Genomic DNA, 13,343 nt, shown 5'->3' on the forward strand with positions numbered 1-13,343 from the left:
GGCCCGCGCAAACGGCGCCGAATCCGCGCGGAGCCTGCTGCGGCGCAGCACAGCGGCAAGTCGCGGCGATCGGCACGCATGCGCGCCGATTCGGCCCCTAAAAAACACAATATCGAGCATGCGTTCGAAGGGCCTGTCATACGCACGTCACCCTGCTAGAATTCGGCTGCCGCATTTGTTCCGATTGACTGATGAGATTGCTTGACGCACTGGTCGAACAACGCATTGCCGCCGCCGCCGCGCGGGGCGAGTTCGACGATTTGCCGGGTACCGGCGCGCCGCAGGCGCTGGATGACGACCTGCTCGTACCCGAGGAGGTGCGGGTGGCCAACCGTATCCTGAAGAATGCGGGCTTCGTGCCGCCGGCCGTCGAGCAACTGCGCGCGCTGCGCAACCTGCAGGACGAACTGCAGGCGGTCAGCGACCGCGCCGCGCGCTGCCGGCTGCAGGCGAAGATCCTCGCCCTCGACATGGCGCTCGAATCGCTGCGCGGCGGCCCGATGGTGATGCCGCGCGACTATTGCCGGCGCATCGCGGAACGTCTGTGCGAGCGCGGGCTCGACGACGCGCCCGCCGAAGCGGGGCCGATGTGAGCGCCAACGCGCTGCCCGACGCGGCAGCCGGACCGGCTGTCGTTCCCGATGCTCCCGTTCCCGAAGCCGCGCCGGTGTCGGCGCGCGACCTGCATTTCATGCGGCTCGCGCAGGCTGCCGCCGAAGAGGCGCGCGCGGCCGGCGAAGTGCCGGTCGGCGCGGTGCTCGTGCGCGGCGACGAAGTGATCGCACGCGGCTTCAACCATCCGATCGGCGGGCACGACCCGTCGGCCCACGCGGAAATGGCCGCGCTGCGCATGGCCGCGCAGCATCTGCAGAATTACCGAATGCCCGGCTGCGAGCTGTACGTGACGCTCGAGCCGTGCCTGATGTGCGCGGGCGCGATCATGCACGCGCGCATCGCGCGGGTCGTCTACGGCGCCGCCGACCCGAAGACGGGCGCGTGCGGCAGCGTGATCGACGCGTTCGCGAATCCGCAGCTCAATCACCATACCGACGTGACCGGCGGCGTGCTCGCCGACGAGTGCGGCGCCGCGCTGAAATCGTTCTTCGCGGAGCGCCGTCGCGCGCTGCGGGAAGCACGGCTCGCCCGCGACGCCGCATCCGGCGCGTCATAGCGCGCCCGCCGTGCCAGTGCCCGTCGCCCGGAGCGGGCGGGCCGCGCAGTTCCGTGAACCGGAGACGGTTCGGACCCTCTAAGCAGGTTTGACGATCCCGATATCTTTCGCCATGTCCTTCCAGCCCGCCGCGTCCTACACCATCCGCCTGCTGGCGCCGTCCGGTTATCCGCACGACCCCGATGCGATCAACCGCGCGCTCGAGCGCTTGAGCGGCGCGCAGCAGCGCATCGAGAACATCGAGGCGACGCAGCGTCGCTTTCAGCGCTTCGGCGGCACCGACGGCGAGCGGGCCGGCGACCTGAACCGTCTCGCGGATCCGGAGCGCGCGCTGCCGGATATCGCGCTCGCGGTGCGCGGCGGCTACGGCGCCGCGCGCATCCTGCACGGGCTCGACTATCGCGGGCTCGAGCGTCGGCTGCGCGACCAGCCGATCGCGCTCGTGGGCCACAGCGACTTCACCGCGATCCAGCTCGCGCTGTACGCGAAGGCGCGCATCAAGACCTTCGGCGGCCCGATGCTGTCGGCCGACTTCGGCGCGGAAACGCCGAGCGATTTCACGATGCAGCACTTCTGGCGGACGCTGTCGCAGCCGACCACGACGATCGTCACCGAGGCGCCGCAAGTGCAGACCGTGAACGTGACGGGGACGCTGTGGGGCGGCAACCTCGCGATCCTCACGTCGCTCGTCGGCACGCCGTACATGCCCGACATCGAGGGCGGCATCCTGTTCATCGAGGACGTGAACGAGCAGCCGTTCCGGATCGAACGGATGATCTACCAGCTGCACCTGTCGGGGCTGCTCGCGCGCCAGCAGGCGCTCGTGCTCGGCCAGTTCACGGGCGCGCGGCCGTTCGAGTACGACAACGGCTACGACATGCAGGCGATGATCGACCAGATGCGCGCGGTGATCGGCATTCCGGTCGTCACTGGGCTGCAGTTCGGTCACGTGCCCGACCTGCTGACGCTGCCGTTCGGCGCGCAGGCGCAGCTCGTCGCGAATGCGCACGGTTTCCGGCTCACGCTGTCGGACTATCCGCATCTCGGCTGAGGCCGGCAGGGGCCATCGAAAGGCGGGGTTTCCCGCCTTTTTCTTTAAAGTAAATGTGCAACTAACGGTCGGAAATTTTCATCGTCGCCGATCGGGTTGGTGTCGTGGCACGCACCATTTTTGTCAACAAAATGGCGGAGAGGGTATACACCGTGAGCCGCCATGGGCAAACGCGAGAGGCTTGTCGTGCCTGGATATCGGGCACAGCGCACCGCTCTGGCACAGGCCGATGCACACCGGTTGTGCGCATTCTCCGAAAAGAATTGTTGACAATCTTTATGTCCGTCCTAGGATGAGGACCATCACACGATGCAGAACATGAACGACTCCGCTACCCATCCGTCCGGCGCCGCCGGTCCCGAAGCGATCGCCGAGCGGATCCGCACCGCGATCCTCGAGCATCGGCTCGCGCCCGGCGCGAAGCTGACGGAGGCGCAGCTCTGCGACGTGTTCGGCGTGAAGCGCGGGACGATCCGCCAGGCACTTTCGCAGCTCGCCGCCGACAAGCTGGTCGATCTCGAGCCGAACCGCGGTGCGTTCGTCGCGAGCCCGACGCTGCAGGATGTGCACGAGGTGTTCGAGATGCGCCGGATCATCGAGCTGGCCGTCGTCGAGCGGCTCGCGACGGGGCCGGGCGCGAAGCGGTTGAAGGGCGTCGCCGCGCTGATCGACAAGGAACGCAAGGCGTTCGAGCGGCACGACTTCGCGGCGTGGATCCGCCTGTCGGGCGAATTCCATACGGCGCTCGCGGCGCTGACGGGCAACGCGACGCTCTGCGAGTGCCTCGACGGGCTCGTCGCACGCTCGACGCTGATGTCGGCGCTGTACGAATCGCACGGGCGCAGCCCGTGCTCGTGCGACGACCATGACGAGATCCTGACCGCGCTGGAAGCGGGCGATTCGAAGCGGGCGGTGACGCTGATGGCGCACCACCTGCAGCATGTCGAACTGAAGATGCTGGACCGGCCCGCGCAAGGGCAGGTCGATTTGCGCGAAGTGTTCGGCGGCGCCTGAGCGGCGACGCGAACCCGGCCGCGCGCCACACGACGAGAGCAATGCAGGCCGGCGGTTCGCGCCGCCGGCCGCCAGTCCGACTCCGGACGACGATCCGGAGCGATATCGATGACGGTGGAGCGGCTGCCAGGCCGCGTCAAGGAGAAGTCATGGCTCAGTTCAGTGTGGCGCACGACAGTGCGTATCCGGCGGAAGAAGGCGGCGAGGGCGGCGGCCCCGTGTTGCCGGACGGTTACAGCGAACGTTTGTACAACGAAGATTTGGCACCACTAAAGAATCAGACGTGGGGCTCATATAACATCTTCGCGTTCTGGATGTCGGACGTGCACAGCGTCGGCGGCTACGTGTTCGCGGGCAGCCTGTTCGCGCTCGGGCTGACGAGCTGGCAGGTGCTGATCGCGCTGATCGTCGGCATCACGATCGTGAATCGGCTGTGCAACCTCATCGCGCGGCCGAGCCAGCAGATCGGCGTGCCGTATCCGGTCGCGTGCCGCGCGACCTTCGGGGTGCTCGGCGCGAACGTACCGGCCGTGATCCGCGGGCTGATCGCGATCGCGTGGTACGGCATCCAGACCTATCTCGCGTCCAGCGCACTCGTGATCGTCGTGCTGAAGTTCTTTCCGCAATGGCTGCCGTACGCGGACGTCCACCGCTACGGCTTCCTCGGGCTGTCGGCGGTCGGCTGGGCCGGCTTCATGCTGCTGTGGGTGCTGCAGGCGCTCGTGTTCTGGAACGGGATGGAGACGATCAAGAAGTTCATCGACTTCGCGGGCCCGGCCGTCTACGTCGTGATGTTCATCCTGGCCGGCTACATGGTGTGGCGCGCGGGCTGGCGCAACATCGGCCTCAACCTCGGCGGCGTCAAGTATCACGGCGCGGAAGTGATTCCGGTGATGATCACGGCCGTGTCGCTCGTCGTGTCGTACTTCTCCGGGCCGATGCTCAATTTCGGCGACTTCTCGCGCTATTGCCGCTCGTTCGGCGACGTGAAGCGCGGCAACTTCTGGGGGCTGCCGGTCAACTTCCTCGCGTTCTCGCTCGTCACGGTGATCACCACCGCCGCGACGCTGCCGGTGTTCGGCGAACTGATCACCGACCCCGTCGAGACGGTCGGCCGCATCGACCATCCGACCGCGGTGATCCTCGGCGCGCTGACCTTCACGATCGCGACGATCGGCATCAACATCGTCGCGAACTTCGTGTCGCCCGCGTTCGACTTCTCGAACGTCGCGCCGCGGCTGATCAGCTGGCGCGCGGGCGGGATGCTCGCGGCCGTCGCGTCGATCTTCATCACGCCGTGGAACCTGTTCAACAACCCGGCCGTGATCCACTACACGCTCGACGTGCTCGGCGCGTTCATCGGCCCGTTGTACGGCGTGCTGATCGCCGACTTCTACCTCGTCAAGCGCGGCCGGCTCGTGCGCGACGACTTGTACACGATGTCGGAGCGCGGCACCTACTGGTACACCGGCGGCGTGAACCGCCGCGCGCTCGCCGCGCTGCTGCCGGCCGCGGTGATCGCCGTCGTCTGCGTGATGGTGCCGGGCTGGCAGGCCGCCGCGAACTTCTCGTGGTTCATCGGCGCGGGGCTCGGCTTCGTGTTCTACCGGCTGCTCGCGAGCACGAAGGCCTGAGGAGCGCGCGATGAAGATCAAGCTGATCAATCCGAACACGACGCAGCGGATGACCGACGCGATGGGCCGCTGCGCGCGCGAAGTCGCGGCGGCAGGCACCGAGATCGTCGCGGTGAGCCCGCCGATGGGGCCGCCGTCGATCGAAGGCTATTACGACGAAGCGCTCGCGACGCCCGGGCTGCTCGCCGAGATCGCGCAGGGCGAGCGTGACGGCTGCGATGCGTACGTGATCGCGTGTTTCGGCGATCCGGGGCTGTATGCGGCGCGCGAACTCGCGCGCGGGCCGGTGATCGGGATCGCCGAGGCGGCGATGCACGCGGCGAGCGTGCTCGCGCCGGGCTTCTCGGTCGTCACGACGCTCGCGCGCACTTGCGGGATGGCATGGCATCTCGCCGAGCGCTACGGGATGAAGCGGTTCTGCCGCAACGTGCGGGCGACCGACGTCGCGGTGCTCGAGCTCGACCGGCCCGGTTCGGCCGCGCGGCGGATCATCGTCGACGAATGCCGGCGCGCGCTCGACGAGGACGGTGCCGACGCGATCGTCCTCGGCTGTGCCGGGATGGCCGAATTCGCGCACGAGATCGAGCAGCAGATCGGCGCGCCGGTCGTGGAAGGTGTCACAGCAGCCGTCAAGTGGGCCGAGGCGCTCGTCGCGCTGCGCCTCGCGACCGCGAAGCGCGGCGACTATGCGCGGCCGCTGCCGAAGCGCTACGACGGCGAATTCGCGCATTTCAGCCCGCCGGAGGGCGCCTCGTCGGCCACGCCGGCCGCCGCCGGGGCGCGCAGCGGAAGCGCCGCACCGGAACCGGTCCCGACTTTGCCGCAACCGCACATACACGCCGTCTGACCTGCACTATCTGCGCCGCTGTATGGGCGCGTATGAACCTTTTCGCTACACTGGGCCGTCATCGCATCGGCCCGTGCGGCCGGCCTCCGGCACCCGCGCGGGTCGATGCGAACCCATTATTTCAGCACGCTTTCGCGGCACTTCGAACCCATGTCACTCGATCCCAACTATCCTCGCGACCTGATCGGCTACGGCCGCCATCCCGTGCAGGCGAACTGGCCCGGGCGCGCCCGCGTCGCCGTGCAATTCGTCCTGAACTACGAGGAGGGCGGCGAGAATTGCGTGCTGCACGGCGATCCGGGCTCCGAGCAGTTCCTGTCCGAAATCGTCGGCGCGGCCGCCTATCCGGACCGCCACATGAGCATGGAGTCGATCTACGAGTACGGTTCGCGTGCGGGCGTGTGGCGCATTCTGCGCGAATTCGAGAAGCGCGGGCTGCCGCTGACGGTGTTCGGCGTCGGCATGGCGATCGAGCGTCATCCGGAACTCGCGCGTGCCTTCGTCGAGCTCGGCCATGAGATCGCGTGCCACGGCTGGCGCTGGATCCACTACCAGAGCATGACGCCCGAGCTCGAGGCCGAGCACATGCGCCTCGGGATGGAAGCGATCGAGCGCGTGACGGGCGAGCGTCCGCTCGGCTGGTACACCGGCCGCGACAGCCCGAACACGCACCGCCTCGTCGCGGAATACGGTGGCTTCCTGTACGACTCCGACAACTACGGCGACGACCTGCCGTTCTGGATGGATGTCGAGGTGTCGGGCGGCAGCACGTCGCCGCAGCTGATCGTTCCGTACACGCTCGATACGAACGACATGCGCTTCGCGACGCCGCAGGGCTTCAACACCGGCGACCACTTCTTCGAGTACCTGCGTGACGCGTTCGACGTGCTGTACGCGGAGGGCGACGACGCGCCGAAGATGCTGTCGATCGGCATGCACTGCCGGCTGCTCGGCCGGCCGGGGCGTTTCCGCGGGCTGCAGCGTTTCCTCGATCACATCGAGAAGCACGATCGCGTATGGGTGACGCGGCGTGTCGATATCGCGCGTCATTGGCGCGAACATCATCCGTACCAGCCCAGTCATCGAAACGAAGGGAAAGCATGAAGGCGATGCGTTACACGTTGGAGCAACTGAACACGATGGCGCCGAGCGCATTCGTCGCGGCGCTGTCGGGGATCTTCGAACATTCGCCGTGGGTGGCCGAGGTCGCGGCGGGCAAGCGGCCGTTCGCGAGCATCGACGCGCTGCACGAGACGATGTCGAACGCGGTGGAGACGGGCGGCGAAGTCCGCCAGCTCGCACTGATCAATGCCCACCCGGAGCTGGCCGGCAAGGCCGCCGTGCGCGGTGAGCTGACGGCCGAGTCGACGCGCGAGCAGAGCGGCGCGGGTCTCGACCAGTGCACGCAGGAAGAGTTCGACAAGCTGCTGACGCTGAACCGCACGTATCGCGAGAAGTTCGGTTTCCCGTTCATCCTCGCGGTGCGCGGCTATGACCGGCACGGCATCATCGCGAACTTCGAGTCGCGCGTGAATCATTCGCGCACCGAGGAACTGCGCGCGAGCCTCGACCAGATCTACCGGATCGCGCGTTTCCGCCTCGACGACCTGATCGACGCCTGACACCTCACGACGGCCTGCTGCGTCGCAGCGGCCTGATCGCATCACTGAAACAAGGAAACATCATGGCTGTTCCGCTTCTCGATCCCGACGCACCCGACTTCACGCGGCGCTACGTGAACCTCGCCGACCCGCGTCTCGGTGCGCAGGCGCTCGAGGCCAGCGACGACTTCTTCGCGCCGAAGGAGCGGATGCTGAACCCCGAGCCGGCCGTTTTCATTCCCGGCAAGTACGACGACCACGGCAAGTGGATGGACGGCTGGGAGACGCGCCGCAAGCGCACGACGGGCTACGACTGGTGCATCGTCAAGCTCGCGCGTCCGGGCGTGATCAAGGGCTTCGACATCGACACGAGCCACTTCACCGGCAACTTCCCGCCGGCCGCGTCGATCGAGGCCGCGTACGTGGCCGACGGCGCGCCGACGCACGCGACCGAATGGGTCGAGATCGTGCCGTCGACGACGCTGCAAGGCAACAGCCACCACTACGTCGCGGCGAGCGACGCGCGCGCGTTCACGCACCTGCGCGTGAACATCTATCCGGACGGCGGCATCGCGCGCCTGCGCGTGTACGGCCAGCCGCAGCTCGACTGGGCCGGCGCCAGCGCGACCGAGCAGTTCGACCTCGCGGCGATGGAGAACGGCGGCTACGTGGTGGCGGCGAACAACCAGCACTTCGGCGTCGCGTCGAACCTGCTGCTGCCGGGCCGCGGCGTGAACATGGGCGACGGCTGGGAAACCCGCCGTCGCCGCGAGCCGGGCAACGACTGGGCGATCATCGCGCTCGCGCAGCCGGGCGTGATCCGCAAGATCGAAGTCGACACCGCGTTCTTCAAGGGCAACTATCCGGACCGCTGCTCGATCCAGGCCGCGTACGTGTCGGGCGGCACCGACAGCTCGCTGATCACGCAGTCGATGTTCTGGCCGGTGCTGCTCGGCGAACAGAAGCTGCAGATGGACAAGCAGCACTATTTCGAACACGAGATCGCATCGCTGGGCCCGGTGACCCACGTGCGCCTGAACATCATTCCGGACGGCGGCGTATCGCGCCTGCGTCTGTGGGGGACGCTCGACAAATGAAGACGCTCGCAATCGAACCGCTGACCAAGGAAGCTTTCGCGGCGTTCGGCGACGTGATCGAAACCGAAGGCGCGAAGCAGATTCCGATCAATCTCGGCACGACGATCCGCTTTCACGATCTTGCGAAGGTCGACGTGAGCGACGAAGACGGCCGCACGCTCGTTAACCTGTTCCGCGGCCAGCCGCGCACGCTGCCGTTCGAGGTGAAGATGCTCGAGCGCCATCCGCTCGGCAGCCAGGCGTTCGTGCCGCTGAACGACCAGCCGTATCTCGTCGTCGTCGCGCCGGCCGGCGATCTCGATCCGTCGAAGATCCGCGCGTTCGTGACGAGCGGCTGGCAGGGCGTCAATTATGCGAAGGGCGTGTGGCATCACCCGCTGATCGCGCTGGGCGGCGTCAGCGACTTCATCGTCGTCGATCGCGGCGGTGACGGGCTGAACCTGAACGAGCAGGACCTGCCGGAATCGCTGTGGCTCACCGAGGACGCGCTGGACGCTGTGACGGCCTGAGCGGCAGTTCGGCCCCGCCTGTCGAAGCAACCCGCGCGACCTGCGCGGGTTTTTTTATGCGCGCCGCGCGCGTCATGGCGCGACGAGCCGTGCGTGCTCGTACGCACGATGCGGCAGCGCGACGAACGGCGTCGCATCGGGGCGTGTCGCCGAGCCGAGCCGTGCCGTGCATCGTCGCGTCGCGCGGACCGGCTCGCGGACGACGTTGCGCTGACGCGGATGTGACGTTGCGGGGGCGTCGAGGCGGCCGGTCGCGTGCTATCGTGCCCGCATCGCCACCGCCCGACGTCCGGTTCCGGACGCGTTCCCCCGATGAGCCAACCTGAAAACGACCTCACGATACTGCTGCGCACGCTGCAGCCCGAACTGCATCGCGGTGCGTTCGCATTCGTCGCACTGCCGGCCGCTACGGAAATATCGTTATCCGAAACGATCGCGATCTTTCGCGAAGCGGAAGGCGTGACGGTCGTGGTCGACGAGGCGACGGCCGCGCGTCGCGGCTGGCCCGTGCTGTTCCGCGCCGCATGGATCACGCTGACCGTGCATTCGGATCTTGCCGCGGTCGGCCTGACGGCCGCGTTCGCGCGGGCATTGGGTGAGGCCGGCATCAGCTGCAACGTGATGGCCGCCGCGTATCACGATCACATCTTCGTGCCGTTCGACGACGGCCCGCGCGCGCTCGATGCGCTCGTCGCGCTGCAGCGCGACGCGATGCGCGGCTAGCGTACGACGCGCATTCCGCGCACGCAAAAAAACGGGCCCGTTGCCGGGCCCGCGAACGGAGAGGATCGCGCCGGCAATTGATAGCCGGCGCACCGTGGCTTACTTGACCGCGCCACCCTCGAACCAGGCGGCGAGCTTCACGCGCTCGTCGTCGGTCATGTGCGTGACGTTGCCGATCGGCATCGCCTTCAGGCGCACGGCCTGTTCGTAGATGCGTTGCGCGTTCTTCGACACTTCGTCCGGCGTGTCGAACATCACGCCGGCGGGCGCGCTGCCCATCAGCGTCGGCTTGGCCGAGTGGCACTCGACGCAGCGCTGCTGCAGGATCGGCATGATGTCGTTGATCACGATCTTCGGTGCGTTCGCCGCTTGTGCTTCCGGTGCGACCGGCTTTGGCATCGTCCACACCAGCGCGCCCGACAGCAGCGCGACGCCGCCGATCGGCAGGTACCACAGCTGCTTGCCGCGGTGACGCATCACGAAGAACTGACGGATCAGCGCGCCGGCCAGCATGATGAGCACGAGCACGACCCAGTTGAACTTGTTCGTGTACGTCATCGCATAGTGGTTCGACAGCATCGCGAACACGACCGGCAGCGTGAAGTACGTGTTGTGCACCGAGCGCTGCTTGCCGCGCTTGCCGTAGATCGGGTTCGGCTCCTCGCCCTTGAGCATCTTGTCGACCATCTTGCGCTGGCCGGGGATGATCACGAAGAACACGTTCGCCGACATGATCGTCGCGAGCATCGCGCCGACGATCAGGTACGCCGCACGGCCCGAGAAGATGTGGCACGCGAGGTACGCGGCGACGACGACGTAGAGGCCGACACAGATGCCCAGCACGCGATCGTTGGTGCCGAGGATGCGGCACAGCGTGTCGTAGACGATCCAGCCGGCCGCGAGGAAGCCGAGCGCGGACGCGACGGCGACCACCGGGCCCATGTCGAGCACGCTCTTGTCGATCAGGTAGGTGTTCGGCGCGAGCAGGTACAGCACGAAGAACAGCGAGAAGCCCGACAGCCAGGTCGTGTACGACGGCCACTTCGACCAGTGCAGGTCATCCGGCATTTCCGGCGGGGCGACCGTGTACTTCTGCATGTTGTAGAAACCGCCGCCGTGGACGTGCCACAGTTCGCCGAACACGCCGCGCTTGCGCTGGTTCGCGTCGGTCGGCGGTTTCAGGCTGTTGTCGAGCGCGACGAAATAGAAGGACTCGCCGATCCACGCAATGGCGACGATGACGTGCAGCCATCGCAGCGCGAGGTTCAGCCAGTCGGTGATGAAGCCTTCCATGAAACTCCTCCAGACTCAGATCGTTGTCTTTGATGCGGGCGCCGATGCGTGTGTCAGCTGCCGCGATAGGTGCTGTACGACCACGGCGACACGAGCAGCGGCACGTGGTAGTGCGATGCGGTGTCGGCGATGCCGAAGCGCAGCACGACGCGGTCGACGAAGCGCGGTTCGGGCACCTTCACGCCGAGCGACGCGAAGTAGTCGCCGGCATGGAACACGAGTTCGTATTCGCCGGCGGCGAGCGCGGCACCTTCGAGCAGGGGTTCGTCGCAGCGGCCGTCGCTATTGGTCAGCACGGTCTTGATCGCGCGGCGCGATTCGCCGTCCAGCGCGTAGAGGTCCACCTTGATGGCGGCGCCGGGACGGCCGTGCGCCGTATCGAGTACGTGGGTAGTGAGCTTTCCCATTCGCAATTGTCCTTGTGTGAATGCGAGGTTCGGCGGCGACTCGATCCATGACTGTGCGGCGGATCGAGGCTCCACGTCACGTGGCTACATACCCGTCGGCGAGATTGAAGCGAGCGCCGTGCAGGCATTGTAAAAAGGTTCCCCGCGCAAATACGGGCGCGATATCAAAGATAATGCGCCGCGCATGAACCGCTGTCGACGGCGGGAAAAAACCCGCCGCGCCGCGCCCGGCGGGCCGCTGCACGGCCCACGCGCGTACCATATCGAAACCGTGAAGCGCAGTATTCGGCGTCGCGCATTGTGCGGCGCGCGCGCATCGGCGATCCTCCCGCCGTGCGCGTCGGCCCGGCGGCCGGGGCGCACCCCGAAGACGGCGAGCACGCCGGGTAACCGGGCCAGGGCGTTCGAACGGACGCAGGCACCGGGGCGTGCCGCGAATCAGCGTTCGAACGGCTTTGCGACCGCCCGAAAGGGCTGACCGACGCGGAGAACGCATGAATCCCGAGCAACACCCCGGCGCGCACGCACGCGCGCCGCACCCATCCTCATCCCGCCCGACGACCCTGCTGGTCAAGCACGCCGACGTGCTCGTGACCATGGACGACACGCGCCGCGAACTGCGCGACGCGGGGCTCTATATCGAAGACAACCGGATCGTCGCGGTCGGCCCGAGCGCCGAGTTGCCCGATACTGCGGACGAAGTGCTCGACCTGCGCGGCCACCTCGTGATCCCGGGGCTCGTGAACACGCACCATCACATGTACCAGAGCCTCACGCGCGCGGTGCCGGCCGCGCAGAACGCGGAGCTGTTCGGCTGGCTCACGAACCTGTACCGGATCTGGGCGCACCTGACGCCCGAGATGATCGAGGTGTCGACGCTGACCGCGATGGCCGAGCTGTTGCAGTCGGGCTGCACGACGTCGAGCGACCATCTGTACATCTATCCGAACGGCAGCCGGCTCGACGACAGCATCGGCGCCGCGCAGCGGATCGGCATGCGCTTTCACGCGAGCCGCGGCGCGATGAGCGTCGGCCAGCGCGACGGCGGGCTGCCGCCCGATTCGGTCGTCGAGCGCGAGCCCGACATCCTGCGCGATGCGCAGCGCCTGATCGAGACCTATCACGACGAAGGCCGCTACGCGATGCTGCGGGTGGTCGTCGCGCCGTGCTCGCCGTTCTCGGTGAGCCGCGGCCTGATGCGCGACGCGGCCGTGCTGGCGCGCGACTACGGCGTGTCGCTCCACACGCACCTGGCCGAGAACGTCAACGACATCGCGTACAGCCGCGAGAAGTTCGGGATGACGCCTGCCGAATACGCGGAAGATCTCGGCTGGGTCGGCCACGACGTGTGGCACGCGCACTGCGTGCAGCTCGACGATGCGGGGATCGGCCTGTTCGCGCGCACCGGCACCGGCGTCGCGCACTGTCCGTGTTCGAACATGCGGCTCGCGTCGGGCATCGCGCCGGTGCGGAAGATGCGTCTGGCGGGCGTGCCGGTCGGCCTCGGTGTCGACGGTTCCGCGTCGAACGACGGCGCGCAGATGGTCGCGGAAGTGCGGCAGGCGCTGCTGCTGCAGCGGGTCGGTTTCGGGCCCGATGCGATGACCGCGCGCGAAGCGCTCGAGATCGCGACGCTGGGCGGCGCGAAGGTGCTGAACCGCGACGACATCGGCGCGCTGAAGCCCGGCATGGCCGCGGACTTCGCCGCGTTCGACCTGCGCCAGCCGCTGTTCGCGGGCGCGCTGCACGATCCGGTCGCGGCGCTCGTGTTCTGCGCGCCATCGCAGACGGCGTACACGGTGGTGAACGGGAAGGTGGTGGTGCGGGAAGGGCGGCTCGCGACGATCGACCTGCCGCCCGTCATCGAGCGCCACAACGCGCTGGCGCAGGCACTCGTGGAGGCGTCGCGCTGACCTCGTCGACGTGAGGTGAAGGCCGCGCGCCCGCACGCCGCGGATCGGGCGCGCGGCCGTGGCTACGGCTGAGGCTGAAGCTG

General features: G+C 67.6%; 14 protein-coding genes. 12 read left to right on the forward strand and 2 right to left on the reverse strand.

Annotated features, from left to right (window positions below; translation table 11 throughout):
* The first annotated feature begins 191 nt into the window (after positions 1-191).
* From DIE04_RS18905 to DIE04_RS18955, 11 genes are all read left to right on the forward strand, one after another.
* A complete protein-coding gene (locus tag DIE04_RS18905) occupies positions 192-593 on the forward strand; it encodes a DnaJ family domain-containing protein (RefSeq protein WP_044843744.1) in 402 nt (133 codons plus the stop codon).
* Positions 590-1,171: a tRNA adenosine(34) deaminase TadA gene (gene tadA / locus DIE04_RS18910; protein WP_185500377.1), complete on the forward strand. Its 582-nt coding sequence runs from the start codon at positions 590-592 to the stop codon at positions 1,169-1,171. The genes DIE04_RS18905 and tadA overlap by 4 nt, the downstream gene beginning before the upstream one ends.
* A 112-nt stretch (positions 1,172-1,283) precedes the next feature.
* Positions 1,284-2,222: a muramoyltetrapeptide carboxypeptidase gene (ldcA, locus tag DIE04_RS18915; RefSeq protein ID WP_124486208.1), complete on the forward strand. Its 939-nt coding sequence runs from the start codon at positions 1,284-1,286 to the stop codon at positions 2,220-2,222.
* Positions 2,223-2,531: 309 nt separating this feature from the next.
* Positions 2,532-3,236, forward strand: coding sequence for a GntR family transcriptional regulator (locus DIE04_RS18920; RefSeq protein WP_044843742.1), 705 nt, complete (start codon positions 2,532-2,534; stop codon positions 3,234-3,236).
* A gap of 149 nt (positions 3,237-3,385) precedes the next feature.
* A complete protein-coding gene (locus tag DIE04_RS18925; RefSeq protein WP_124486209.1) occupies positions 3,386-4,870 on the forward strand; it encodes an NCS1 family nucleobase:cation symporter-1 in 1,485 nt (494 codons plus the stop codon).
* A 10-nt stretch (positions 4,871-4,880) separates the two neighbouring features.
* A complete protein-coding gene (locus tag DIE04_RS18930; RefSeq protein WP_124486210.1) occupies positions 4,881-5,717 on the forward strand; it encodes an aspartate/glutamate racemase family protein in 837 nt (278 codons plus the stop codon).
* A 150-nt stretch (positions 5,718-5,867) separates the two neighbouring features.
* Complete coding sequence (gene puuE, locus DIE04_RS18935; RefSeq protein ID WP_124520036.1) at positions 5,868-6,821, forward strand: allantoinase PuuE; 954 nt, start codon at positions 5,868-5,870, stop codon at positions 6,819-6,821.
* Entirely contained in the window at positions 6,818-7,339 is a 522-nt protein-coding gene (gene uraD, locus DIE04_RS18940) for a 2-oxo-4-hydroxy-4-carboxy-5-ureidoimidazoline decarboxylase (RefSeq protein ID WP_044843738.1), read from the forward strand. The genes puuE and uraD overlap by 4 nt, the downstream gene beginning before the upstream one ends.
* A 62-nt stretch (positions 7,340-7,401) precedes the next feature.
* Positions 7,402-8,415: an allantoicase gene (gene alc, locus DIE04_RS18945; protein ID WP_044843737.1), complete on the forward strand. Its 1,014-nt coding sequence runs from the start codon at positions 7,402-7,404 to the stop codon at positions 8,413-8,415.
* On the forward strand, positions 8,412-8,924 hold the full coding sequence (locus DIE04_RS18950; RefSeq protein WP_124486213.1) for an ureidoglycolate lyase: 513 nt from the start codon (positions 8,412-8,414) through the stop codon (positions 8,922-8,924). Before alc ends, DIE04_RS18950 begins: the two co-directional genes overlap by 4 nt.
* Before the next feature lie 312 nt (positions 8,925-9,236).
* The gene (locus tag DIE04_RS18955) at positions 9,237-9,647 is read left to right on the forward strand and encodes an ACT domain-containing protein (RefSeq protein ID WP_124486214.1); all 411 of its coding nucleotides are present in this window, start codon (positions 9,237-9,239) and stop codon (positions 9,645-9,647) included.
* A 99-nt stretch (positions 9,648-9,746) separates the two neighbouring features.
* Here DIE04_RS18955 and DIE04_RS18960 read toward each other — a convergent pair whose 3' ends face one another.
* Both DIE04_RS18960 and uraH read right to left on the reverse strand, forming a co-directional pair.
* Entirely contained in the window at positions 9,747-10,940 is a 1,194-nt protein-coding gene (locus DIE04_RS18960) for a urate hydroxylase PuuD (RefSeq protein WP_124520038.1), read from the reverse strand.
* A 53-nt stretch (positions 10,941-10,993) separates the two neighbouring features.
* Complete coding sequence (uraH, locus tag DIE04_RS18965; RefSeq protein WP_011657188.1) at positions 10,994-11,347, reverse strand: hydroxyisourate hydrolase; 354 nt, start codon at positions 11,345-11,347, stop codon at positions 10,994-10,996.
* Between the two features lie 494 nt (positions 11,348-11,841).
* On the opposite strand from uraH, the gene DIE04_RS18975 reads away from it, so the two are divergent.
* Positions 11,842-13,260, forward strand: coding sequence for an 8-oxoguanine deaminase (locus tag DIE04_RS18975; protein ID WP_124520042.1), 1,419 nt, complete (start codon positions 11,842-11,844; stop codon positions 13,258-13,260).
* Positions 13,261-13,343: the final 83 nt, after the last annotated feature.

The organism is Burkholderia sp. Bp8994 (assembly GCF_003853805.1).
Lineage (GTDB): Bacteria > Pseudomonadota > Gammaproteobacteria > Burkholderiales > Burkholderiaceae > Burkholderia.